Annotated in this window: 19 protein-coding genes; 4 read left to right on the top strand and 15 right to left on the bottom strand. The window is 63.6% G+C overall.

Features of this window, described 5'->3' with window-relative positions; genetic code table 11:
* Positions 1 to 22: 22 nt before the first annotated feature.
* The 7 genes from ACFE70_RS07950 to ACFE70_RS07920 form a co-directional block, all read right to left on the bottom strand.
* Positions 23 to 1,477 carry a phosphoribosylaminoimidazolesuccinocarboxamide synthase gene (locus tag ACFE70_RS07950; RefSeq protein WP_375417198.1) on the bottom strand — a complete coding sequence of 485 codons (1,455 nt, stop codon included), beginning with the start codon at positions 1,475 to 1,477 and terminating at the stop codon, positions 23 to 25.
* A gap of 6 nt (positions 1,478 to 1,483) precedes the next feature.
* Positions 1,484 to 2,905 (bottom strand): phosphoribosylformylglycinamidine synthase subunit PurQ, encoded by a 1,422-nt coding sequence (locus ACFE70_RS07945; RefSeq protein ID WP_375417197.1) that lies wholly within the window; start codon positions 2,903 to 2,905, stop codon positions 1,484 to 1,486.
* A gap of 118 nt (positions 2,906 to 3,023) precedes the next feature.
* Positions 3,024 to 6,095: an AIR synthase-related protein gene (locus ACFE70_RS07940; protein WP_375417196.1), complete on the bottom strand. Its 3,072-nt coding sequence runs from the start codon at positions 6,093 to 6,095 to the stop codon at positions 3,024 to 3,026.
* 86 nt (positions 6,096 to 6,181) lie between these two features.
* Positions 6,182 to 6,796 (bottom strand): orotate phosphoribosyltransferase, encoded by a 615-nt coding sequence (pyrE, locus tag ACFE70_RS07935; protein ID WP_375417195.1) that lies wholly within the window; start codon positions 6,794 to 6,796, stop codon positions 6,182 to 6,184.
* Between the two features lie 257 nt (positions 6,797 to 7,053).
* Positions 7,054 to 7,821: an orotidine-5'-phosphate decarboxylase gene (pyrF, locus tag ACFE70_RS07930; protein WP_375417194.1), complete on the bottom strand. Its 768-nt coding sequence runs from the start codon at positions 7,819 to 7,821 to the stop codon at positions 7,054 to 7,056.
* A 47-nt stretch (positions 7,822 to 7,868) separates the two neighbouring features.
* Positions 7,869 to 8,717: a hypothetical protein gene (locus ACFE70_RS07925; protein ID WP_375417193.1), complete on the bottom strand. Its 849-nt coding sequence runs from the start codon at positions 8,715 to 8,717 to the stop codon at positions 7,869 to 7,871.
* 193 nt (positions 8,718 to 8,910) lie between these two features.
* Positions 8,911 to 9,939 (bottom strand): amino acid--tRNA ligase-related protein, encoded by a 1,029-nt coding sequence (locus tag ACFE70_RS07920; RefSeq protein WP_375417192.1) that lies wholly within the window; start codon positions 9,937 to 9,939, stop codon positions 8,911 to 8,913.
* Between the two features lie 533 nt (positions 9,940 to 10,472).
* Between ACFE70_RS07920 and ACFE70_RS07915 the strand changes: the two genes are divergently transcribed.
* A complete protein-coding gene (locus ACFE70_RS07915; RefSeq protein WP_375417191.1) occupies positions 10,473 to 11,606 on the top strand; it encodes a flavin-containing monooxygenase in 1,134 nt (377 codons plus the stop codon).
* A 397-nt stretch (positions 11,607 to 12,003) separates the two neighbouring features.
* Here ACFE70_RS07915 and ACFE70_RS07910 read toward each other — a convergent pair whose 3' ends face one another.
* Positions 12,004 to 12,378 carry a T9SS type A sorting domain-containing protein gene (locus tag ACFE70_RS07910; RefSeq protein WP_375417190.1) on the bottom strand — a complete coding sequence of 125 codons (375 nt, stop codon included), beginning with the start codon at positions 12,376 to 12,378 and terminating at the stop codon, positions 12,004 to 12,006.
* Between the two features lie 189 nt (positions 12,379 to 12,567).
* Between ACFE70_RS07910 and ACFE70_RS07905 the strand changes: the two genes are divergently transcribed.
* From ACFE70_RS07905 to ACFE70_RS07895, 3 genes are all read left to right on the top strand, one after another.
* Positions 12,568 to 13,686, top strand: a complete 1,119-nt coding sequence (locus tag ACFE70_RS07905; protein ID WP_375417189.1) for an NAD(P)/FAD-dependent oxidoreductase — start codon at positions 12,568 to 12,570, stop codon at positions 13,684 to 13,686.
* A 275-nt stretch (positions 13,687 to 13,961) separates the two neighbouring features.
* Positions 13,962 to 15,080: a type III polyketide synthase gene (locus ACFE70_RS07900; RefSeq protein ID WP_375417188.1), complete on the top strand. Its 1,119-nt coding sequence runs from the start codon at positions 13,962 to 13,964 to the stop codon at positions 15,078 to 15,080.
* A gap of 201 nt (positions 15,081 to 15,281) precedes the next feature.
* A complete protein-coding gene (locus ACFE70_RS07895; protein WP_375417187.1) occupies positions 15,282 to 15,998 on the top strand; it encodes a methyltransferase domain-containing protein in 717 nt (238 codons plus the stop codon).
* A 361-nt stretch (positions 15,999 to 16,359) separates the two neighbouring features.
* On the opposite strand, the gene ACFE70_RS07890 is transcribed toward ACFE70_RS07895, so the two are convergent.
* The 7 genes from ACFE70_RS07890 to ACFE70_RS07860 form a co-directional block, all read right to left on the bottom strand.
* Complete coding sequence (locus ACFE70_RS07890) at positions 16,360 to 17,274, bottom strand: histone deacetylase (protein WP_375417186.1); 915 nt, start codon at positions 17,272 to 17,274, stop codon at positions 16,360 to 16,362.
* Between the two features lie 731 nt (positions 17,275 to 18,005).
* Positions 18,006 to 18,254 (bottom strand): hypothetical protein, encoded by a 249-nt coding sequence (locus ACFE70_RS07885; protein WP_375417185.1) that lies wholly within the window; start codon positions 18,252 to 18,254, stop codon positions 18,006 to 18,008.
* 12 nt (positions 18,255 to 18,266) lie between these two features.
* On the bottom strand, positions 18,267 to 18,602 hold the full coding sequence (locus ACFE70_RS07880) for a hypothetical protein (RefSeq protein ID WP_375417184.1): 336 nt from the start codon (positions 18,600 to 18,602) through the stop codon (positions 18,267 to 18,269).
* A 268-nt stretch (positions 18,603 to 18,870) separates the two neighbouring features.
* A complete protein-coding gene (locus tag ACFE70_RS07875; protein ID WP_375417183.1) occupies positions 18,871 to 19,872 on the bottom strand; it encodes a phosphatase PAP2 family protein in 1,002 nt (333 codons plus the stop codon).
* 145 nt (positions 19,873 to 20,017) lie between these two features.
* Positions 20,018 to 20,785 carry a CDP-alcohol phosphatidyltransferase family protein gene (locus ACFE70_RS07870; RefSeq protein WP_375417182.1) on the bottom strand — a complete coding sequence of 256 codons (768 nt, stop codon included), beginning with the start codon at positions 20,783 to 20,785 and terminating at the stop codon, positions 20,018 to 20,020.
* Positions 20,786 to 20,817: 32 nt separating this feature from the next.
* Complete coding sequence (locus ACFE70_RS07865; protein ID WP_375417181.1) at positions 20,818 to 23,430, bottom strand: DUF5686 family protein; 2,613 nt, start codon at positions 23,428 to 23,430, stop codon at positions 20,818 to 20,820.
* Positions 23,427 to 23,810 (bottom strand): GtrA family protein, encoded by a 384-nt coding sequence (locus ACFE70_RS07860; RefSeq protein ID WP_375417180.1) that lies wholly within the window; start codon positions 23,808 to 23,810, stop codon positions 23,427 to 23,429. Before ACFE70_RS07860 ends, ACFE70_RS07865 begins: the two co-directional genes overlap by 4 nt.
* Positions 23,811 to 23,814 lie beyond the last annotated feature (4 nt).

Raw genomic sequence — 23,814 nt, 5'->3', positions numbered from 1 at the left:
CCGCTCAAGGCGAGCGAAGCGGCTAAATAAAGAACCCATCCGACTGAGCATCGACCGGCGGGCGGGCCTCCTCGGTGAACAGGCCGCGCAGCTCCGCATCGGCGGCGCGCAGCTTGGCTTTGGTTTGCTGAATCTCGCCTCGCAGCTGCTCGCGCAGGCGCGGCAGGTTCAGGCAGCGCAGGGCGGCCTGGGCGGCGTTGTCGGGGTGCACCACGGTCAGGTTGGGCGTGCCACTGGGCATCATCACCGACGAGTTCAGGTTGGCCGTCAGCTCGGCGTAATCTTTCCAGGGCGGGCAGGATATGACCGGCACGTTCACGTTGGCCGCCAGCGCGCCGCCCAGGCCGTTGGAGCGGCCCGCCACGGCGATAATCACGCCCGGCTCGATGCTGCGGTTCCAGACTTCGGCCATGCCCGCGATTTCCTCGCCGTTCTTGTGGGCCGACGTTACGCGCAGTTGGGCAAACACGCCGTAGCCCTCGAAGTGGGAGCGGATTTTCAGGCAGTGCTCCTTGTCGGCCGGCGAGCCCATCACGATGTTCACCCAGGCGTCGCGCATGATGCCGGCTTTCACCAGGTTGCTGACCAGGCGGGCCGGCACGTGGCCGCCGGTGGCAGTTTCGTCGGCCGTGGGCAGGGCCCGGCCGGTGATGCGCTCGTAGATGTCGAGGTAGCGGCGGCTGGCTTCCTGGGTGACTTCCGGGCTGAGGGCACGCGGGTACTTGCCCTCTACCTTATTGGCAATGAGCCACTGGCGCACGTATTCCTTGTCCATCTGCTCGGCGCCTTCGGGGTTGCGGGCATAGTCTTCGGCCGACCAGAAGCGCGAGGAATCGGGCGTGTGGATTTCGTCAATCAGAATCAGCTCGCCATTCAAGAGACCAAACTCATACTTAGTGTCGACCAGGATAATGCCCTTTTCGGCCAGCAAGTCGGAGCCGACTTTAAAGAGCTGCAAGGACTTTTCGGCCATCTGCTCGTACAGCTCCCGGCTCACCCAGCCCTCGCTCACGAGGTTTTCGGGCGTGATTTCGCGGTCCGATTCCTCTTTGGTGGTAGGCGTCAGAATGGGCTGGCCAAACGACTGGTGCTTGCCGATGCCATCGGGCACCGTGACGCCCGAAAACGTGCGCTGCCCGGTCTGGTAGCCGCGCCACATTGAGCCCGTCAGGTACTGGCGCACAATCATTTCCACCTTGATGGGCTGGGCTTCGCGCACCAGCGTGGCGTTGGCATCGACCAGCTTGAGGATGTGGTTGGGAATGATGCCCTGGGTGCGCTCAAACCAGAAATCGGCCAAGCCGTTGAGCACGGCGCCCTTGTGGGGCACGGCCGTTTCAAGCACCGAGTCGAAGGCCGAAAGCCGGTCGCTGACGATGATGAGGCGGATTTGGTCGTCGACGCGGTAGGAGTCGCGGACTTTGCCGCGGTGCAGCAAGTGCAGTTGGGGAGTGGCGAAGTGGGGGAGAGTGTTCATCGGAACTTAGGTGTTGGCGGCAATCGACGTAATATTTTGCTTGATGTCTTCTAAAACTTCCGGCAGCTTCTGGAGCACTGTTTCATTGGAAAACCGGATAATCCTGTAGCCTAGCTCTCGCAGAATCTCACTGCGGCCGGCATCATAAATAGCCTGCTCCGTTTCGCCGTGCACGGCGCCATCTACCTCTATCACCAGCTTATCGGGCAGGCTGACGAAATCGACAATGAAGGAGTCAATGGTGTGCTGCCGCCGAAACTTCACGCCGAGCTGCTGTGCGCGCAGGGCTTGCCAGAGGGCATCTTCGGCCGGCGTGGGGGCCTGGCGCATGGCGCGGCCCAGGCTTTTTACGTTTTTCCACTGTTGGGGAGTAGTGGTAAAAACATTATCAGGAATGCTTGTCGGCTCGGGTGTTGGCTGCTGGCGGCGGGTGTAGTGCGGGCGGGGCTCCTCGGCAACCCCATCCCCTAGCCCCTTCCCCGATGGGGAAGGGGGACTAGTTTCTAGGCTAGATTTTGTGGTAGGGTTTGGAGTAGTGAGACTAGAGCTAAAACTAGAACTAGTCCCCCCCTCCCCATCGGGGAGGGGGGCTAGGGGGGTGGGGTTGCCCCGGAGGGCGACATGCCGCACGATATTCCTAAATATCGCTAGCCCATCCCCTACCCCCCCTGCCCCACCCAACCGCTTGCGCCGCGCCCAGTCCGGATGGTTTTCCGCCATCAAAAACGCCTCCGGGTGCGGCATGAGCCCCAGAATCTGCCCCGTTGTATCCGTCAGCCCGGCGCAGTTGAGCGCCGCGCCATTAGGGTTCAGCGGATACTGACTGGTGCCGTCGCCGGCCGCGTCCACGTAGCTAAGACAGTTGAGGCCAGCGGCTTCGAGGGCGGCAGCCGTGGCGTCGTCGGGCAGCACGAGCCGGCCTTCGCCGTGGCGCACGGGCACTTCCAGCGTAGTGAGGCCGGCGAGGAACGGCGACTTCGTGTTTGGGTTGACTTGCAGACGCACCCAGCGGTTTTCGTAGCGGCCCGAGGCGTTGTGCGTCAGCGTCACTTCGGGCTGAAAGCCGCCGCCCAGGTTGGGCAGCAAGCCCAGCTTGACCAGCACCTGAAAGCCGTTGCAGATGCCGAGCACAAACTTGCCGGCCGCCACAAACTCCTTGAGGTCATCGAGCAGGGTGCGGCGTTGGCCGTCCGGGGCGCCGGTCTGCCGGTAGCGCAGCTTGTTGGCCAGCACCACGCCGGAGCCCAGGTCGTCGCCAAAGCTGAAGCCGCCAGGAAAGGTCAGCACATCGAAGTCGTGAATACTGACCTCACCGTGCAGCACCTGATTGAGGTGCACGATGGTGGCCTCGGCGCCCGCCAGCCGGTAGGCGGCGGCTACTTCTTCCTCGCAGTTAATGCCAAAGCCCGTCAGCACCAACGCCTGCACCGCGCGCCTGCGGTTTGGTGGTGCTGGTTGTACCGCTAATTGAGCTTCTTGTACTGACTGACCGCTGTTTTGTACCACTAGAATTGGTTTTTGAGCTAATTATAGAGTCAAAAGGCCCTTACAGCCCCGTGCGGTGCGTTTCGTCCGATACGTTAGCGCCCACGGCCAGCAGGGTATTCACCGGGCCATTGGTCCAGGCAGCCCGCAAAGCCGTGGTAGAAGCTGCAATAACGTCTTGCCCAGCGTGGCGCACCCGCAACCGGCCGCTGTCCGTGACGGTGCCAATGCGGGTGGCGCGCTCCTCAAAAATGCTCTCGAAAGCCCACACATCCGCCGGCGCCACGCTCACCACGAAGCGCGAGTGCGACTCACTGAAGAGCAGCGTCGGCAAGGGCAGCTCGCTGGGCAGCCCGCCGCCCAAATCCAGGTCGGCGCCCAGCTTATCGTGCCCGAAGCAGCACTCAGCCACGGCCACGGCCAGTCCGCCGTCGCTCAGGTCGTGGCAGCTCTGGATGGTGTTTTGCTCGTTGGCTTCGCTGACCAGCACGTACAGCTCCTTGGCCGCCGCGAAGCGCACCTGCGGCACATTAGCGCCCAGCTCGCCAAACAACTGGTAAAATTCCGAGCCGCCCAGCTCATCATACGTCTCGCCGAGCAGATAAATCAGGTCGCCGGCCTGCTTGAAATCCGAGGTAATGGTCTGGCGCACGTCCTCAATTTTGGCGGTCATCGAGTACAAGACCGTGGGCGGCACCGAAATCTTGACGCCGTCGGCCTTGAAGTCGTTTTTCATCGAGTCCTTGCCGCTCGTGAGCGGGATGCAGTAGGCGGCCGTGGCGTCGCGCAGAGCCTGGCACATCTGCACGAGCTTGGCCAGCTTGAGCTTGCCATCAGGGTTGGTCACCGGGTCAAACACCGAGTCGGGGACACAGAAATTATCATTTACCGACCAGAAGTTGCCATCACCGAAACTCAGGTTCGGCAGCTTCGCGCCCACCGAAATCAGCTGCCGGACGCCTTCATCGAAGGCGCCGGCCGACATGTGGTAGGCGTCCAAATCGCCGTAGCGCGGCAGGATGCCGTTGCTGACCCCTACCCCCTCCCAACTCTCGAAATTGAAGCGGACCACGGCCGCGTCCTGCGGCGCCTGCCCGGTGGCGCCCATCAGGGGCTTGATGATGGTGCGGCCTTTTACCTCGTGGTCGTACTGCCGAATGACGGTTTCGCGCGAGCAGATGTTGAGCGAGCCCAGCAGGCGCAGCAGCACGGCGTTGTAGTCCAGGTGGGGGGGTAGGGAGGGCTCGGCCAGGGCCGGCGCCGACCACTCGGCTTCCAGCGTTTTGCGCGGCACGCCCTCGTGCAAAAACTCCAAACTCAGTCGCGCCACGGGCTGATTATTGAAACGAATATCCAACGTGCCATCGGCGGTAAAGTGGCCGATGTCGCTCAGCTCCACTTCCATTTCCTGCCCCAGCGCCAATAATTCGGGCAGCTTGTCGGGCTCCACGGCCAGCGTGAAGCGCTCCTGCGACTCGCTCAGAAATATTTCCCAGGGCCGCAGGCCGGCGTATTTCAGCGGCACTTTTTCCAGCTCCACCACGGCCCCACCCGGAATCAGCGCCAGCTCGCCGATGCTCGACGAGAGGCCCCCCGCGCCGTTGTCGGTGCTGCACTTGATGAGGCCGCGCCGGGTGGCCAGAATCAGAAAATCCATCGCCAGCTTCTGCGTAATCGGCGAGCCGATTTGCACGGCCGTGGCGGGCGCGGTTTCGTCCAGCTCGATGCTGCTGAACGTGGCGCCGTGGATGCCGTCTTTCCCTACCCGGCCGCCGGCCATGATGATGCGGTCGCCGGCGTCAATTTTCTTTTCCCAGCTATCCAAACCCGCCAGCTGCATGGGCAGCACCGCGCCGGTGCCGCAGTACACCAGCGGCTTGCCGGCGTAGCGGTCATCGAAGACGATGGCCCCGTTCACCGTGGGCACGCCCGACTTGTTGCCGCCGTCCTCGATGCCCTTGCGCACGCCCTCGAAGATGCGGCGCGGGTGCAGCTGCCCACTCAGCAGGGCCCCGTCGTAGTTGGGGTTGCCGAAACACAGCACGTTGGTGTTAAACAGGAGCCGCGCCCCGCCGATGCCGGTGGCCAGCGGGTCGCGGTTGTTGCCCAGAATGCCGGTGATGGCCCCGCCGTAGGGGTCGATGGCCGAGGGCGAGTTGTGGGTTTCGACTTTCCAGACAAACAGCGAGTCAGCATTGATGCGCACGGCCCCGGCATTGTCCGAGAACACTTTCACGAGCCAGTCGTTGCCGTTGGCGCGCAGCTGCCGGTCTACCTCGGCTGTAGCGTTTTTGATGTAGGTTTTGAACAGCCCGTCAATCTGCTCCTCCTCACCGGTCGCCAGATTTCGGTAGTTAATTAGGGCCGCGAACTCCTTGTGCTTGCAGTGCTCCGACCAGGTTTGGGCCAGGATTTCCAGCTCGCAGTCGGTGGCCTCGGTCGGCAGGCCGGCGGTTTGGCGGCGCAGCTGCGTGGCCGGGTCGTCGTAATAAGCCCGGATGGCCTGCATCTCGGCCAGGTTCAGGGCGTAGAGCTTGTCTTTGCTCAGCTTGAGTAGTTCCTCGTCGCTGAGCCCGTCGAGAACCACGGTCTGGACGGTGTTGTCCACATTCGTGGCCGGGCGGGGCGTAAAGTCGCGGATGCCGTCGGCCACGCGGCCCACCTCAAAGCGGTTGATGAGCTTGTTGCCCAGCAGCTCTTCGGCCAGCCGGCGCAGGTCGGTGTCGGCCAGCTCCTTTTCGAGGAAATACAGCCGTTTGCTGAAAATATGCTGCGTGCGTGTGTCCAGCGCCTCATTGAGAAAGTCGCCCAGCGCGTTTTGGGCCGATGTGCCTTCGTCGTCGGTCACGCCGGGGCCCTTGGCCACGAGGATGTAGGAGCGCATTTCGGGCCGGTGGCGCAGCTCGTTCAGGCTCACCTCGTGCAGCACCGAGTCTTGCAGGCAGGCCATAGCGAAGTCGCGCAACTGACTCTCAACCAGGGGGTAGCGCACGGCGTAGAGGGCCGTGGCCTGCACCCGGCCCGTCGTTAGGCCCAGGTGCCGGGCGGCGGCTTCGGCCACGCGGCGCCCGTCGCCGTCGTGCTGGCTGGGCCGGAGCAGGAGCTGAATAGAGTGTTGGGCAGGTGTTTCCATGTAAGGTGCGGGGCTTGCCTCCGCCCGTCGTTGAACAGTAATCATTGAGCCGGCGCAAGGCGTCCGGGCGGGGGCGAGCCCCGCCCCTACCCCGGGCGGCTGCCCGGCTTCACGACCGGCACGCCGGCCACGCACAGCGGGCAGCTTTCCGGCCGGAACACCGCTGCTACCACCGGTAGCAGCGCAAAGCTCGGAAACGGCAGCCTGACCGCGCCGCCGGTGCGGTCAATCAGCGAGGCGACGGCCAGCACTTCGGCGCCCATTTCGGTTAAAATGCGGGCGACTTCCAGGGTGCTTTTGCCGGTCGTCACCACGTCTTCGGCAATGATAACCCGCTCGCCGGGCGCCAGCGTGAAGCCGCGCCGCAAACTCATCTGCCCCTCGGCATCGCGCTCAGTAAAAATGCCGGGCACGCCCAACTGCCGGGCCAGCTCGTAGCCGATGACGATGCCACCCATCGCCGGGCCCACTACCACCTCAGCCTGCAAGCCAGCCGCCTGAATCTGCGCGGCCAGGGCGGCGCAAGCCGCGCCGGCCAACTCCGGCCGCCGCAGAAAGCGGGCGCACTGCACGTAGGTATCGGAGTGCAGGCCCGACGAGAGCCGGAAGTGCCCGCTCAGCAGGGCTTCTTCCTGGCGCAGCTGATTTTCAAGAGTGTCAGCGGCTTTAGAGGACAAAGTATCGGCAGCTTGATGAGTCATAATAGATTTCTGATTTAATGATTGACTATCGGCGCCGGTCCTTTCTTAAAATAACCGGCTGGAATTGTCCAAACCTCTATGCTACCCTTTGCTTGTCCGTTTCCTAAATTTCTCCGCTCCGGACTACTACCAAACCACACTACTATATGCTCCTCCGGAACTTCATCGGCACCAAGAAACTGCCCACTCAGTCCTACTACTACACAGGGTTCGCCATTCAAAACTAAGATTTCCCCTAAAGCGAACGACATATTAAGTTAGGCTACAACTGCTCTGTACTGGTTTATCTGGATTTGCAGTTCCTCAGCCGCCGCGCCTGCGTCGGCCGCCTGCCAGAGGCTGCGCGAGGCGTTTATCAGCAGCCCGGCGCCATCGAGGCGCAGGCCGGCTTGCAGCGTAGCGGCCAGGTCGCCACCCTGCGCGCCGATGCCCGGCACCAGAAACCACTGCTGCGGGCAATGGCGGCGCATCTGTTGCATCATCTGCGGCTGCGTGGCGCCCACGACCAGACCCAGGCTGCCTCCGTGCGTTTCATCTAAGGCGCGCACTACGGCGGCGGTCCGCTCACTGAGGGTGCCGCCGCGAGCTAGCTTCTCATCCTGCAAGCAAAACTCAGGTTGATTGGACGTTTTCGCCAGCACGAACACCAGCTTGCCGGGCCGCGCAAAGGGCAGAATGGCGTCGTCGCCCATGTAGGGGTTCACCGTCACGCCATCGGCACCGATGACGTCGTAGGCAAAATCAGCGTAGCGCTCAGCGGTATTGGCAATGTCGCCAAACTTGCCGTCGAGAATCAGCGGAATATCTCGGGGAATTAGATTTCTGATTTCCTGCAACAGCCCTACCCCCCCCGGCCGGGCCAGGAAGAAGGCCAGGTTTGGCTTGAAGGCCGCCGCGAACGGCGCGGTCTGCTCAATCACCTCCCGCAGGCGCCCGGCCACGACCGCCTCATCAGCGCCCGTGGGGTCGAGGCCCACGCAGAGCAGGGAGTTGGCGGCGGCCACGCGCTGGGTGAGAAAGTTCATTTTTGCTTGGTTGGCAGTATCTTGAAAAGCCGGGGCACCATACCGTTCTACCCCGGCACTGGCGCGAACTCGGCGGCCAGGCGCGCCGTCAAGCCGGGCTCCAGCCATTCGCCCGACGCCACTTGCACGGCCGCCGCGCCCACGCGCAGGTAATCGGCCACGTGGTCGGCGCTGAAGATGCCGCCCGCGCCCAGCACCAGCAGGTGTATTTCGGGGTCCGAAGTCAGCTCATAGACGCAGCGCAGGGCCACCGGCCGCAACGCCTGCCCCGAAAGGCCACCCAGCACCGGCGCGGCGTGGTGGTCGTCGTGGGCCAGGTGCAAGGCTTTGAGCGGGCTCACGGCCGTCAGCGCGTCGGCGCCGCCAGCTTGCGCGCCCCGGCCTAGCGCGGCGATGTGGTCGGGCCAGGCCGGCAGCTTGACCAGCACGGCCACGCTTGCGCCCATCTCCTGGCGCACGGCCGCAGTGGCTTCGCGCACGAAATCGGCCGTGAGGCCCGCCGCACCAGGCGGCACGGCCGTGGCCACGCTCAGCTCGATGCCGGCCAGCCGGCCCTCGGCGCGCTGGGCCAGAAACCGCGCCAGCTTGCGAAAGCCCGGCACGCCCGGCGCGGCCACGCTCGCCACCACCGGCAAACCCAGCGCCGCCAATGCCGGCAGCCCGGTTTCCACAAACCATTCGGCCCCGGAGTTGCGCAGCCCAATGCGGTTGAGCAGCGACTGCTCGCCGACGCGGCAAATCACGTGGTCCGACACATCGCCCGGCAGCGGCTCCATCGTCACGGTTTTGGTGAACAACGCGCCCGGCCGGCCTGCCCCGGCCCGCCCGGCGGCTAGCTCCCAGGGCGCTGACCCCAGGCAGACGGGATTCTCAAGGGTAAGGGGGCCGAGTTTCATCTTTGGTTTTGGACAGAGCTGAAATTAGTGCGAGGTAAAAAGAACGTCATGCTGAGCGTAGCGCAGCGAAGTCGAAGCATCTTGCCTGATTAGTAATTTAATCGTTGGAGAAGCGAGTCACTTCCCCAGCCAAGATGCTTCGGCTCCGCTGCGCTGCGCGCAGCATGACGGCCTTTTTGCCAAGCCAGCCGCCTTAAATCACGTTGTCGCGGTTAATCAGGAACGGCACGCACTCGCGGATGTCGGTCTGGCCCAGGATGAACTGCGCCACGCGCGCCATCCCTACCCCCGCCCCGCTGTGCAGCTTCACGTCGTGGGTTTCGTGAAAGCTCAGATACCACTCGAAGTCTTCCAGCTTCATGCCCTGGCGGATGAGGCCGGCGAGCATGGACGAGGTTTCGAGCTTGTGGCGCAGCTTGGCGCCGTCGAACTCGCGCTCGGCCGAGCCAGCTGACTCGCCGGCCAGCGGCAGCAGCAGGTCACTGCTGTTCACCACGCGCGGGTCGTCGTCGTTGTTGCGCATGTTGAAGAACTTGATGTCGGCCGGGTAGTGAGTCACGAACATCGGCCCCATCAGCTCGGTAAGGCGGTTTTCCTCGGCCGCGCCCAGGTCGTCGCCCCACTGCAGGTCGGGGAAGCCGTTGGGCTTGAGCAACTCAATCGAATCGGCGTAGGTGATGCGCTTGAAGGTCAGGTTCTTCAGCTCCTCGGCGTCGCGGCCGAACAGGGCCAGCTCCTTGGCGCACTTCTCGGCCACTTCGCGGGCCGCGCCGGCCACGATGCCGCTCAGGTGCCCGAGCAGCTCGTCGAGGTCGCCAATATGCTCAATCTCAAACAAGGTAAACTGGGCCAGGCGGCGGTTGTCGGCGTTCAGCTCCTTGCGGAAGCTCTGGATTTCGCCGCACACCCGCCCGCCTTCCACGGCCTGGGTCAGCATCTCGATGTAGAGCTGGTTGGACTGAGGCAGGAACATTTTCTTGCCGTCGTACCAGTCCAGCGTGAAGAGCGTGTCGGTGTTCTCGCAGGCACCGGTCACGCCCACGATGTGGGGCATGTTGTGAATCGTGACGAAGCCTTCCTGCTCGCAGTAGCGGCGGGCGCCGCGCATCATAGCGTCCCATACTTTAATCACCGCCATGCGCTTGGGGTCGGTGCTCAGGTTGCGGTTTTGGGCGGCGGGGGCGGCGGCCGTCATCTGCTGGGCCAGGGTGGCAGTGTCCATTTGGGAAGAGTTATGAATTAAAAGTTAGGAGTTAGGAGTTGGCTGTTTTTGAGTAATCAAACCGTTAGAAGCAAACCGGCCGGGCACAAAAAAACCGCTACGAAACCGAAGCGGCAAAACGGGAACAAACCGTCGAAAACGAAAGAAAATAAGCGGCGGCGACCGGCTGGTCTTTTCGCAGAACGGCCGTCTGACCTGTCCCACGCTTCATCAGATTTACCTTATGGAGCTGAAGCACGATGCAAATTTACGTTATGTTTTTAGCTGGTAATGTTAAATTTTTGGTTTGAAAATTTTTGCTGCTTTTCACGAAAAAAGTTTTGTGGGCGCCCGTTAGCGTCGGGCCGGTTTTTCGGCTTTTTTCGGCGCCGGAAAAAATTCAGGCCTGGCCAACTGCTTGCCTGGCCCCGGCCGTGCGCCGTAACTTTGGCTCTTTATTCCGCAATTTATTAGGCCCCGCGCTGCTCGTCTTGCGCCTGAAAAGCCCGCCGTGTCGCCGCACGGCGGGCTTTTTCGCGTAATCGCAGCTATCCTTGTCCGGCGGGCCCTGCCTGGCCGCGCGCCGCCCCGGCTCCATGAACTTCCCTACCCCCCCTCCGCTGCTCGATGCCCTCATCATCGGCGCCGGGCAGGCCGGGCTGGCGGCGGGCTACTATCTCCGGCGGGCGGGCGCCACGTTTGTGCTCCTCGATGCCGGCCCCGCCATCGGCCACAGCTGGAGTGCCCGCTACGACTCGCTGCGCCTGTTCTCGCCCGCCTGGACCAGCGGGTTGCCCGGCCGGTCCTGGCCCGGCAACCCGCTGCGCTACCCCACCAAAGACGGAGCCGCCGCCTACCTGGCCGGCTACGCCGCCCACTTCCGCCTGCCCGTACTGCTAAATCAGCGCGTGACCAGCGTCGCGGCGGCGCTGGCCGGCGCCTACCCCCCCGCCGCGGCTTACCTCGTGCGCACGGCGGCCGGCCAGGAGTTTGCCGCCCGGCGCGTCATTATCAGCACCGGCCCCTACCAGACGCCCAACGTGCCAGCCTTCGCGGCGGCGCTGCCGGCCACGGTGCGGCAGCTGCCCAGCCAGCAGTACCGGCGCCCGGCGCAGCTGCCCGGCGATGGGCCGGTGGCCGTGGTGGGCTCCGGCAACTCAGCCCTGCAAATCGCCGCCGACCTGGCCGCCACCGGCCGGCCGGTGTTCGTGGCTTTTGACGAAAAAACGCCCGCCCTGCCCAACAACACCCTGATGTGGGCGCTGCTGCGCCTGACGGGCCTGCTGGCCGTGCCGCGCCACACCGGCCTGGGCCGCTACCTGCACCGCCGCCCCGAGCCCGTGGTGAGCGGCGACCTGGCCCGGCTGCGCCGCTTTGCCAACGCGCAGCTTATCGGCCGGGCCGACGCGGCGCTGCCCGCTGGCCGCCTGCAAGGGCGCCGCGCCACCACACCGGTGCTGGAAGCCATCGTGTGGGCCACCGGCTACCGCCCCAGCTATGAGTTCGTGCACCTGCCCATCTTCGATGCGGCCGGCCGCCCCGCGCACGAACGGGGAATGACAGCCGCGCCGGGGGTCGCCTTCCTGGGCCTCGACTGGCTCGACAGCCGCCGCTCGGCGCTGCTGCACGGCGCCGGGCCCGACGCGCGCCGCGTGGTGGCGGCGTTGCTTGCAAGGAGGGAGCAATGAGTAAGTACTACTGAGTGATGACTTGGCTGTTAATCACTCATGTAGTAACAGCTCATGATTCATCGTGAGCCCCGCGCCCAATGCCCTAATCTTGTTGTAACCCCGACCTGCGTTTCGTGGTTGAAAGCTTTGGTAATCAGCTGCCAACTCCGGCTTTAGGCTGACCCTTATCCTCCCACACTCTACCCTACTCCTATGTTTTGGCTTATCCTGCTCGGCCTGATGGTCGCCACCGCTTTCCTGGCTCTCGACACGGTGGATAATGTGAAAGAAATACTCACCCCCAGCCGGGTGCGGGTCAAGTAGATTTGGCTGTTTCAGGCATAAAAAATGCCTCTCAATGTACTTGAGAGGCATTTTTTATGCCTGAGGAGCGTAGTAGCGCTGCGCCCGGCAACTAGCGGATGACGAGCTTGGAGAGTTGGCTGGCATTATCCGACTCCAGCTTGACGTAGTAGAGGCCATTGGCGAAGCGGCTCAGGTCGAGCGTTTTAGTGAAGCGCTCGTTCAACTCGGTCAGGGTTTCGCGGTACATCACCGTACCGATGACGTTGAGTATCTGCACCTCCACGCGGCGGCCTTCGAGGCCGTTGATGGACAGGTGCACGATGCCGGTGCTGGGGTTGGGGTACACAAGCAGGGTTTTGTCATCGCCGGAACCCGGCTTCGCGGCCCGCGTGGCGGCCCGCGTTTGTCCCTGGGCCGCCACGCCGCCCAAGGGCAGCGCGCTCAGCCAGAGCAGGGCAATGAAATAGCGTAGGCATTGCATCATAGCAAAAATCAAATAGAATGGCCGCGAGGGCATCAAAACAACTAGCCCGCTCCCTTGCTTAACGAGCGGCGGGCGAATTGGTTTGCAAAGGTACATAGCCAGTTAGCTCATTTCATATCCTGAGCAGGCAATAATCTTCCGAACCTGCGTTTTTCCCGATTAGTCTCCCTAAAACCCCGCCCAAATCTGGTGGATGTTCTTCTTATCGGCGGCGGCCTGGCCGGGCTCGCCGCCGCCCTCGACCTGACGCAGCGCGGCTATCAGGTCGGGCTCGTTGAGCGCAAGCAGTACCCGTTTCACCGGGTTTGCGGCGAGTACGTGTCCAATGAGGTGCTGCCCTACCTGCGCCGCCTCGGCGCCGACCCGGCGCCGCTCGGGCCGGCCGCTATCTCGCAGTTTCTACTTTCGGCGCCCGGCGGGCGCACGCTCACCAGCGCCCTGGATTTGGGCGGCTTCGGGGTGAGCCGCTACCGGCTCGACGACTTTCTCTACCGCTTGGCGCTGAAGAGGGGGGTAGGGATGTACGTGCCCGCCACGGTCGCGGACGTGGCCTTCGAGGCGGCCACCGACCGGCACCTGGTGACGCTGGCCGATGGCCGGCAGCTGACGGCGCGCCTTGTGCTGGGCGCCTACGGCAAGCGCGCCAACCTCGACCGGCAGCTGCAACGCCCGTTTTTTCAGCAGCGCTCGCCCTATCTGGGCGTGAAATACCACCTGCGCCTGCCCGGCTTTCCCCGAGATTTAATTGCCCTGCACAACTTCGCCGACGGCTACGCCGGCATCTCGGCCATTGAGGACGACAAGCTCTGCTTCTGCTACCTCACCACCCGCGCCAACCTGCGCGCCCACGGCAGCATCCCGGCCCTGGAGCAGCGGGTGCTGGCCCAAAACCCGCACCTGCGCCAGATTCTGGCCGAGGCCGAGTTTTTGTATCCGCAGCCCGAAGTCATCAACGAGATTTCCTTCGCTCCGAAGCAGCCCGTCGAGCAGCACGTGCTCATGTGCGGCGACGCGGCCGGCCTCATCACGCCGCTCTGCGGCAACGGCATGGCGATGGCGCTGCACGGCGCGGCTTTGGCCAGCGCGGCGGGGGTAGGGTTTTTGAGCGGACAAATCAGCCGCGCGCAGCTCGAAGCCGGCTATGCCCGCACCTGGCGGCGGCACTTCGGCCGGCGGCTGGGGGTAGGGCGGGCCGTGCAGGGCCTGTTTGGGCGGCCCGTGCTAAGCGAGGCCGTGGTGGGCAGCCTGCGCCACTGGCCCGGCGGAGTGCGGGCCCTGATGCGGCAAACCCACGGCCAGCCCTTCTGAATCGCAGCTGGGGCAGATTGATTGGGATGTCGCTGATTTTTACGCCTGATTATAAGTTGATTAACCAGGATTTTATTGGTTTTTAGGGGTGTGGCAGGGTCTTAGCTGCCTCAGAATCAGCCCTGCCCGGCGGGGTCAGGTCAGGCGGGCAGTTTCGCCGCAGGTTTCGCCGTAGATAGTAGCCGCCCTCGTCCCGTTTCTCAATCATAGAAGAATCAGCGACGTCTTGGTTAATCAGCAGCATCTGCGATTTAATTTAATTAGCGACTTTCTAAGTGCCTAGCAGTTATTTGGGTGCCATCGGCACCGCCAACCCCGCCCATCGTCTGGCACAGCCGCAGATTGCCGACTTCATGGCCGGCGCGCTGGCGTTTGGGGCCGACGATTCGCGCCGCCTGCGGGCGCTCTACCGGGTGTCGGGCATCGCGCACCGCTACTCGGTGCTGCCCGACTACGGGCAAGCCAACGGCGACTATACTTTTTTCCCGAACACGCCCGGCCTGGAGCCTTTTCCGGGCATCGGGCAGCGCATGGGCGCCTACCGCCAGCACGCGCTGCCCCTGAGCGTGGCCGCCGTGCACGACTGCCTGCGCCAGGCGCCCGGCATCGCGCCGGCCAGCCTGACGCACCTCATCACGGTGAGCTGCACCGGTATGTACGCGCCGGGCCTGGATATTGAGCTGGTGCAGGCGCTGGGGCTGCCGGCCAGCATCCGCCGCACCTGCGTCAATTTTATGGGCTGCTACGCGGCTGTGAACGCCCTGAAGCTGGCCGACGCCTTTTGCCGGGCCGATGCGCGGGCGCGGGTGCTGATTGTGTGCACCGAGCTGTGCACGCTGCACTTTCAGAAGAGTGCCGAGGACGACCATCTGGTCTCGAATGCCTTGTTTGGCGACGGCTCGGCGGCCTGCCTGGTGCTGGGCCGGCCGCTGCCCGGCCCGGCCCCGAGCCTGGCCTTGCGCGCCTTTCACTGCGGCCTGGAGCCCGACGGCCACGACGACATGGCCTGGCACATCAACGACTTCGGGTTTGAGATGACCCTGAGCAGCTACGTGCCCCGGCTCATCCAACGCGGCATTCGGAACCTCACCGATGAGCTGCTGGCCCGCCTGCCGGTGCGGCTGGAAGACATCCACGCCTTTGCCATCCATCCCGGTGGGCGCAAGATTCTGGAAACCATCGAGCAGGCCCTGGGAATGCGCAAAGACGACAACCGCTTTGCCTACCAGGTCTTGCGCGACTACGGCAATATGTCGTCGGCCACGGTCTTGTTTGTGCTGCGCGACTTGCTGGCCAGCCTCACGCCGGCCGATGCCGACGCGCCGGTGCTCAGCTTCGCCTTCGGCCCCGGCCTGACCCTGGAAGCCATGCTGCTGGAAGTGTGCTTTGCGTAAATGCGTTGGGTAGTATAGGAAAAGGCGGTCATGCTGAGCGCAGCGAAGCATCTTGCTCGGAGAGGTAATCAGCTTCCGCAACGATTAGATTACTGCTGCAAGCAAGATGCTTCGCTGCGCTCAGCATGACGTTTTTTAGCTTGATTATTTCCCCGAACGAGATGCTTCGCTGCGCTTTGCATGACGCTCTTTTCCAATCCTTTGCTATCGCCTGACCTCGCCCACCGCCACCCCGGCCCGGAGCTGATGGACGACCTCACGCTGGCCTCCGAGGACCTGCGCCGCAACCTGGACGAGCTGGAAACCATCAACCGCTGGCTCGGCGGCTACCGCGTGGTGCTCGATGCCCTGGGCCGGCTGCGCCCGCGCTTCCCGGTGGGCCGGCCGCTGCGCATCGCCGATTTGGGCAGCGGCGGCGGCGACACCTTGCGCCACATCGCCCGCTGGGCCCGCCGCAACGGCGTGGCTGTGGAGCTGATTGGTATCGATGCCAACGACTTCATGCTGCGCTACGCGGCGGCGAAGAGCCAGGATTTTCCCGAAATCAGCTACCGGCAGCTCGATATTTTCTCGGCTGATTTTCAAGCCGAGCGGTTTGATATTATCACGTGCAGCCTGTTCTGCCACCACTTTTCGGATGCCGATTTAAGCGGCTTTTTTCGGGGTTGGGCCCGGCAGGGGGGGGTAGGGATTATCATCAACGACTTGCACCGGCACTGGCTGGCTTACTACAGCATCAAGGGGCTGACCTGGCTTTTCCGGGGCTCTTACCTGGTGCGGCACGACGCACCGCTCTCGGTGGCCCGCGCCTTTCGCCGCGAAGACTGGGGACGCCTGCTAGCGGCGGCCGGCGTTACGAAGTATGCGCTGCGCTGGCGCTGGGCGTTTCGCTGGCAGGTGATAATTATCGGGCCTTAGCGCCCATTGGGCTGGTGTTAGGCCGATTTTGTTCGTCCTGTTCGTTCCCGTTCTCACGCGGCGGCCTTATGCCTGGGGCCGGCTAACGGCGTTTCCTACGGTTTTTTACCGGGCGCCCGCGTGGAATCAGCACGGTGTATGACACAGCGACACGGCGGCCATTCTGCCGGCCCGGCTGAAAGCGCGGCAGACAGGGTCTCGGGTTTAGGCCCGTAATAATGCGCTGTGCCAGTTGCTGCGGACTGCGCCTACCCCGCAGCATTACCCAGTGAGGCACCGAACAGGCTGGCAGTCAAGCACACTGCGCACCAAGAAGTTAGAGGATTCATACCTAAATATAAGGCAGCGCCATCTGCTCACCCTACCCCCACAAATCCGCCGCGACCCGAAACGTGTTGGCGTGGGCCTCCACGATGTCACTGATGCGCTCGGAGTAGCCGCCGCCCATGCACACGACCACGGGCAGCTGGTGCTGGTGGCAGAGGCCGAGCACCAGCTCGTCGCGGCGGCGGCAGCCCTCGCGGGTGAGGGCGAGGTGGCCGAGCTTGTCGGTGGCCAGCACGTCGACGCCGGCCAGGTAGAAGATGAAGTCGGGCCGGGTTTGGGCCAGCAGGGGGGGTAGGGAATCGGCGAGTAGCGCCAGGTACTCGGCGTCGGTGGTGCCGTCAGGCAGGGCAATATCCTGGTCGGAGTGCTCTTTGCGGGTGGGATAATTCCTAGCGCCGTGCATGGAGAAGGTGAACACGCGCGGCTCGTGCTGGAAGATGGCGGCCGTGCCGTTGCCCTGGTGCACGTCCAAATCAATAATCAAAACCTGCCGCGCCAGGCCGTGCGCCAGCAGATAATCGGCCGCCGCGGCCTGGTCATTGAGCAGGCAAAACCCCTCGCCCCGGTCGCGGAAGGCGTGGTGGGTGCCGCCGGCAATGTTGAGGGCGCAGCCCGCGCCACCGGGGGCGGCCAGCGCCCGCCGCGCGCCCTCGATGGTGCCGCCCAGGATGGTGACTTCGCGCTCAAAAAGCTGGGCCGACCACGGAAAGCCGGTGGCCCGCTCCTCGTGCCGCGAGAGCTGGCCGTGGCGCAGGCGCTCGTAGTAGCCCGCGTCGTGGGTACGCAGGACATCAGCGTCGGGCGGGGGGGTAGGGATGAAAAAGTCGGCGGCGGCGGCCGTGCCTTCGCGCAGAAGCTGCTCGGGCAGCAGCTCGTACTTGAGCATCGGGAAGCGGTGACCGGCCGGCAGCGGGTGGGCGTAGAGCGGGGCGAAGGCAATGACCGGCATGAGGGGGGTAGGGAACCAACAGAATGGCGCCGTGGCCACCAAAAACAACAAAACTCCCCGGCACGAGCCAAGGACTTTTTTGAGCGCGAGGCAGACCAGGCTCGTCCGGCTGCCGGACCTTGCCGAAGTACGCCTGAAAAGTCCCTCACTAGTCAGCCAATGCGGATTAACAGCGAAAGCATTGGTTGGGTTAAGCGGCAATATTGTCGGATACCGGGTGGGGTAGCCTTCGGCTCGTAAGTGCCGCGTACCATAGCGGTGCGCGTGCCGCTCGAAGGCGGCAGTAGCCGCTGACTGCCAAACGGGGGCCGGCTTCGCGGGCCGACGCCCCCAGTGATAATAGCCAGCCGGCCTCCTGTGCAGCACGCGGCAGAGCACCTGCACGGGCTCGGTAACAGCCAGCTCTTCACTGAGGTGGTAGCAGCTCCTAACTGAGGCGGAGGGAAAAGACAGTCACGACTTTTTTTAAACTATCGCGCTCCTGCTCCACGCGCCGCAACTCGGCGCGCAGGCGCTTAATCTCGTCGCGTTCGGCACTACCGGGCACGGCTTGTTCTAAAGCCTGGTGCTGCCAGCGGCCGAGTAAAGCGGGCGCAAGACCTTGAGCGCGGGCTGAGGTGGTCCAGGGCCGAGCCCTGGTTGCTGCTGCACTATATACCCAGCGCGGCCGGGAGCATGACCCGCGCGTCCACGCTGCTGTTCGTGCCGCGCCGGCAGCAAGGCAGGCGTAATTACTTGACCAAATGCAGGAAGCGCAGGTAGAATGGGGTGGAGCTGGCCGCGGTTTTGGGCTCGTATCTGCCGGCGATGATGGGCACGTACATGACGCGGCGGCGCGAGGCCGGGCCCACCAGCGGCGACTGCGCCACGCGGTGCCACATGCGGCCGTCGTGCACGGTCAGGTCGCCGGGCTCGGTTTCGATGGCCACTTCATCGGGGTCGTCGAACACGTCCTTGTAGTAGTGCTTGCGAAAGAGCATGTGGTAAAGGCCCTACTGATGGGTGCCGGGCAGCACGCGCAGGCCGCCGTTGCTGGCCTTGGTGCCATCCAGGTGCAGGCCCACGTTGAGCATGGGCCCGATGCGCTTGCCGTAGAAGATGTCGCGCAACGAATCGGTGTGCCAGCCCATCTGGCTGAACTCGGAGCCCGCCACGTTCACGTAGTGGTTCACCACAAGGCCGTCTTTCTCGTTCTCCCCTACCCGTCCTCCCTCGGCTTCGAGCAGGGGTACCAAGGCTTGAAAACGGGCGTCCTGTAGCAGCTCATGCAGCACGGGGTGGTGCTGGGAAGCAAAGGCAAAGCGCTGCACAATGCGCGTCCCGTCCATACTTGATGGGCACGCCGTTGACTTTTTTCACCTTCGCGGCCAGCCAGTAAGCTTGGACCTCCTCGGTCGCGCGGAGCAGCTGCTGCACGTGTTCCGGCGACGCAAATGGACGAAAATGCAGGAAGCCGTGCGTGGAAAAGAAAGCCCGCTGCCCGGCCATGAGGACGGGTCCCAATTTGAAGCGCGAGTAATTAGCTAGCGTATTCATGACGAAGGGTTGACGGCCCGCCGGTGGTCCCGTCGGCAGGGCGGAGCAAGCTTTGCAGCGCTACCCGGACTGGCGGTGAGCGGGTGGTGAAAAAACGCGGTGCGACGGGTCTGGCGGCGGTTTTGGCGCCGTTGCCGCCAGCAAAAACGCCAGCAAGCGGCGCAGCGGACGCTGGCGGAGCAGCCGCCGAAACGTGCCTATGCCGAGCAAAGCCACGGCAATGCCGGCCAGCACGTCCAGCACGTAGTGGTGGCTGGTGTAGACAGCGGCGAACCAGATGCCCAGCATCACGCCGGCAAACGCGACCGAGAGCAATCCGGCCCGGTGACGCACGGCATAGAAGAGCACGATGACCGGGTAGGCCGAATGCAGCGAAGGCAAGGCCGCGAAGATGTTGGAATTTTTGGCGTAGATGCCCGCAAACACCGGCACCCCCAGCAGCTGGTCGAAGCGCGCCAGGCCCGCCGTGCTGCCTAGCGTGAGCGGCTGAAAGCCCAAGCCGTAGCGCTGCACGTACCAGGGCGGCGCGGCGGGGTGCAGGTAGTAAATCGTGAAGCCGAGCAGGTTGACGAGCAAAAAGGTCAGCGAAAACTCGAAGAACAGGCGGCGGTCCTGAAAGAACAGGTAGCCGGCAAAAGCTAGCGGGACCGGTATCCAGCACAGGTAGAACAGGCCGCACAGCACATCGAGCAAAGCAGTGTGATGCGTGAGCCAGAACTCGTTGGGCGTCAGCATTCGGCCCCCGGCCGAAATACCAAACAGGCTTTTTTCCAGGTTATACAAGTGGCCGATGTCAACCGGCCGGTAGGCGTAGTTGGGAAAGGCCTTCATGTAATCGTAGATAATCCAGAAGACGATGAAGATGGAAAAGCCCAGCATAAAGCGCCGCGTGAGAGCCGAGGCGTAGTAGCCCCCGGCGAACAGGCCCACCAGCACGAGCTGCTCGGGCCGGAAACCAATCAGCCAGTAGGAAACCAGCAGGTAGGCCAGCGAAATGCCGGGCACCAGCAAAGCCCCAGTGGGCGGGAACTTACGGACGTTGGTTTCCAGGAAGAGCGGCATGGGATAAGGGGTACGTAAGGCGCCTGCGGCGGGGCGGCAGACCCGCTGAACCTGGCTTGAAAAAGGCTGCCGGATTCTTTAGAAGGGCACTTGATTTTTCCTACCCCCTCACCGGGGGCTAAACCAGAACGGACCCCACAATAGGCTATACCTCGGCCCGCTCGACTACTGGCGAGGCGTTGCGGGCAAAAGCCGCGGCGGCCAGAGCAGCCCGGTTTTGCAGCGCCCGTTTGGCCTGTTGCAGCCGCGAGATGGCCGTGAGGTTGGTCAGCACGGCCAGCACGGCGATGGGGAAGGTGAAAATAGACATGGTTTCAAACACGTGAAACGGCACGCCCGGCACGAATAGCTGGTAGTCGCCGCCCAGGTAGGCCGAGCTGATCCCGCAGGCCAGCGCCGTCATGCCCAGCAGCACCACCCGCTCCGGGCGCTGCATCAGCCCGCCCTTGCACTCGATGCCCAGCCCCTCGGCACGGGCCCGGGTGTAGCTCACCATCATGGAGCCAATCAGGCCCACGAAGGCCAGCAGCGAGCTGAGAAAATAGTGGTGCGCTACCAAATAGTAGCATATGCCCAGGAAGGTGAATAGCTCGCTGTAGCGGTCCAGCACCGAGTCGAAGAGGGCGCCGTAGTCGCTCTGCATCTTGCCCAGCCGGGCCACCTGCCCGTCGAGCATATCGAAGAGGCCGGCAAAAAGGATGAGCGCCCCGCCCCAGCCCACGTAGCGCAAATCGCCGCGGTTGCCCTCCTCAGCGCCGAGGATAAAAATCACGGCCACGCCCACATTCAGCCCCAACCCAATCAGGGTCACGGCGTTGGGCGTCAGCCCCAGCCGAATCAGGAGCCGGACCACGGGGTTGATGACGCGGTAGATGCTTTGTTGCAGGGCGTTGCGAATGGCGGCGGTTTTCATGAGGGTGGGCTGGTTGAGCAATAGATTGAGGATTAGAAAGTGACTTTGAAGCGGCCCCGCAGACCCCACTCGGCCACGTTGGGCTGGTCGAGGCAGTTGAGGCGCTTCACCACGTCGAGGCGAAAGATTTTGAAGATGTTGGCCACGCCCAGGCTGGCTTCTACGTAAGGCGCGCGGCCCAGCGCGAACGACGTGGGCTGCCCGGCCCCGTTTTCGACGAACTGGTAGAGGTCCGGGTGGCGGGCCGGGTCGTTTTCGGCCCGGATGCCGCCGTACAAGACCTTGAGCGAGGCCACTTCCCGCAGCTTGAGCCGCCTTACCAGCGGTAATTTATTAAAAAAGAAGCCGTTGAAATTCTGGTCGATGAACACGCTGGCGTAGTGGTCGCTGGAAAACTCCAGAAAATTCATCAGGTTGTAGGAGTTGAGCTGGTAGGAGTACGTCTGGTTGGCGCGGTGAATGGTGAGCAGTGGAAACGGCACCCGGCCCAGCACGTAGCCGCCTTCCAGGTTCACGTCGGCAAAGCCCAGCTGGGAGAGGTACACCCGCTTGACGACGCTCAGGCCCAGGTTCTGGTAGTTGTACTCGCCCGCCAGCGGCCCCTTCAGGCCGGCCGTGAACCGGGCCGTGAACACGGGGTAGGGCCCGATAATCGGCACGCGGTAGAGCTTGCCCTGGTAGAAGCTTTCCTTGGGCGCCCAGCGCAGCGTCAGCCCCACCTCCGTGGTGCGCAGGGCCGCGATGGTGTTCGGCTCGCCGTTGGGCTCGCCGGCTTGGCCGGTGCGGAAATACAGCCCGCCGGCGGGGGCCTGCCTCCAGCGCTTCACCCCCAGGGCGTAGGAAAAATGGCTGCTGAACTCGTGCAGGTAGTCGAGGCGAAAAATGTCGTTATACAGCCACCTGTCGTTGACGCCGCGCTTGAAGGAGAGCAGAAAGTTGTCCTCCTGCACGAACTCCAGCTCCTGCCCCGGAATCCGGGTGTCGCGCTGAAAGCTGGCGCGCAGAAAGTTCTGGGGAAAGGTGTAAATCGACTTGTTATTCAGCGAATACGTGGAGCTGAGGAAGTACTTCCATTTCTCATCCTTAAAGCCGTAGGCGGCGTAGGTTTCAAAGAAAATTCGCTTGCTCAGCTCCGGCGTGGTCCTACCCCCCACCCGCACCCGGAAGCCCTCCACGGGATTAAAGCTGTAGAACGTGTTGGCCGGCCCGACCTCGAAGGCCCCGAACGACTTGTAGCCCGAAAACAGAAACGTGAACAGCTCCAGCGTGCGCCGAAACGAGGGGATGGTTTGCAGCGTGTCGATGTCGTGGTACACGGCCCGCTCGGTGGCGCTGAGGCTGTCGTGGCGGCTGGCCTGCCAGAAGGCGGCGCTGAGGCGGGCCGTGCTGTCAGCGGCGCCGCCGGCCGCGGCCAGCGCCGCGTCGTCGTCGAAGACGGCGGCGGGCGGCGGCTGATTCAGGCGGTAGTCCCGCACCGACACCGTGCGCTGCCCGTAGAAGCCGGAGCCTTTATTTTTCAGCACCCCAAACTCGACTTGCAGCACGCTTTTGCGCTGATGGTAGCGGCCGTCGGGGTTGGGCGCGAATTCGACCCGCGCCGCCAGGCTGCGCACGAAGTTGAGGTTGATGCGCCGGTTGACGCCCAGCTCGGCCTGCTGCACGGCGTAGTGGCCATCCAGCGTCACGTAGAGCTTGCCCTCGAAGAGCAGGTCGCCCTTGTTGCGGGGTGTGAAGCTCAGCTCGACCAGCGCCGGCCCCGCCCCGCGCAGCGTATCAGTGATAAAGTACTGGTAGAACGTGGGCGCGCTACTGGCAATCGGGCTCAGAAACTGGTTGCCGATGATGGTGACGTTGTTGGCGTACACGTCCACGTCCTGGTACATGCGGGTGAAATAGCTTTGCAGGCCGTCGTTGTCGATGAAGTTCTTATCGAACTGCACCTGCTTGGTGCCCAAAACGACCGCCTTGCGCTGCGCCGGGCTCTGCCGGTAATACTGCCGCGAGAGCTTTTCCTCTAAATAAATGGGCAGCAGGTTCTTGCCGCCGATGGCCGCCGAGTCCTGCTCCTTGAACAGGAACTGGTAGCTGGCGAAAGCCTTGCGGCGCTTGAACTTGTCGGATAAGTTACTGAGCGAGAAGGCCATCTTCTCGTACTGCTCGTACTCGACATACTGGTAGCTTTCCGGGCGGTTCTGCTCCTTATGGGCAATAACCTGGCGAATGAGTGCGACGGCGGGGTTGTCTTTGTTCTGATAGCGCGGCGCTTTCGGGGCCTTCACTACCACCTCGCCGAGCGAAGTTGCGCTGACGGCCAGCCGCACGCTCAACTCCTGCGCCGGCCCGGCCGGCACGGTTCGCGTCGCCGACTGGTAGCCCAGGTAAGAGAAGACGAGCGTGGTGTAGGGGGCCGGAATGGCGAGCGCGAAGCGGCCGTTTTCGTCGGTGGTGGTGCCCACCGCGGCTTGCGGCACTGCCACGCTCACGTAGGGCAGCGGCTGCTGGGTTTTCGCGTCGCGCACTACGCCCGTCACCGTGGTAGTGGGGGTCGTGGTTTGGGCAGCCGTGGCCAGCGCGCAGGCCAGCAGCCCCACCCACAACCCGCACACCCTGGCAAAACGGCCCGGCCGGGCCCGCGCAATTTTCATGGCTTACGAAACACAAATTTTTGTTGCAGGACGTAGTTGAAGCCGAAGCCCACGAGCAGACTCACCCCGATTTTGCTGAGCAGATAGGGTAGGCGCAGGCCCTGCACCAGCAGGTAGACGCCCCCGGTGTTGAGCAGCAGGCTGCCCAGCCAGACCAGCAGGTAGCGGGTGGCCTGCCCCGGCAGCCCCTGCCGACCCGCTCCGAACACGTAGTGCCGGCCGAGGTAGAAGTTTAGGCCGCCCCCGGCCACGTTGCCCGCCACCACGGCCGGCAGGTAATGAAGGTGAAGGACTTCGACCGCGACGATGGTGACGAAAAAATCAGCCGCCGTGCCGGCGAAGGACGCCGCCTGCGCGGCCAGAAATCGGGTGGGTAGCACTTTG

Source organism: uncultured Hymenobacter sp. (assembly GCF_964243305.1).
In the GTDB taxonomy this organism is placed as follows: Bacteria; Bacteroidota; Bacteroidia; order Cytophagales; family Hymenobacteraceae; genus Hymenobacter.
Note: the sequence above shows the minus strand (reverse complement) of the source record. Positions and strands in the feature narration are given on the sequence as shown.

Coding starts and splice junctions, on each gene's coding strand:
- ACFE70_RS07950 (WP_375417198.1), bottom strand. CDS start 1,477: ATGAACACTCTCCCCCACTTCGCCACTCCCCAACTGCACTTGCTGCAC.
- ACFE70_RS07940 (WP_375417196.1), bottom strand. CDS start 6,095: ATGGAAACACCTGCCCAACACTCTATTCAGCTCCTGCTCCGGCCCAGC.
- pyrE (WP_375417195.1), bottom strand. CDS start 6,796: ATGACTCATCAAGCTGCCGATACTTTGTCCTCTAAAGCCGCTGACACT.
- pyrF (WP_375417194.1), bottom strand. CDS start 7,821: ATGAACTTTCTCACCCAGCGCGTGGCCGCCGCCAACTCCCTGCTCTGC.
- ACFE70_RS07925 (WP_375417193.1), bottom strand. CDS start 8,717: ATGAAACTCGGCCCCCTTACCCTTGAGAATCCCGTCTGCCTGGGGTCA.
- ACFE70_RS07920 (WP_375417192.1), bottom strand. CDS start 9,939: ATGGACACTGCCACCCTGGCCCAGCAGATGACGGCCGCCGCCCCCGCC.
- ACFE70_RS07910 (WP_375417190.1), bottom strand. CDS start 12,378: ATGATGCAATGCCTACGCTATTTCATTGCCCTGCTCTGGCTGAGCGCG.
- ACFE70_RS07890 (WP_375417186.1), bottom strand. CDS start 17,274: ATGCCGGTCATTGCCTTCGCCCCGCTCTACGCCCACCCGCTGCCGGCC.
- ACFE70_RS07885 (WP_375417185.1), bottom strand. CDS start 18,254: ATGCTCTTTCGCAAGCACTACTACAAGGACGTGTTCGACGACCCCGAT.
- ACFE70_RS07880 (WP_375417184.1), bottom strand. CDS start 18,602: ATGGACGGGACGCGCATTGTGCAGCGCTTTGCCTTTGCTTCCCAGCAC.
- ACFE70_RS07875 (WP_375417183.1), bottom strand. CDS start 19,872: ATGCCGCTCTTCCTGGAAACCAACGTCCGTAAGTTCCCGCCCACTGGG.
- ACFE70_RS07870 (WP_375417182.1), bottom strand. CDS start 20,785: ATGAAAACCGCCGCCATTCGCAACGCCCTGCAACAAAGCATCTACCGC.
- ACFE70_RS07865 (WP_375417181.1), bottom strand. CDS start 23,430: ATGAAAATTGCGCGGGCCCGGCCGGGCCGTTTTGCCAGGGTGTGCGGG.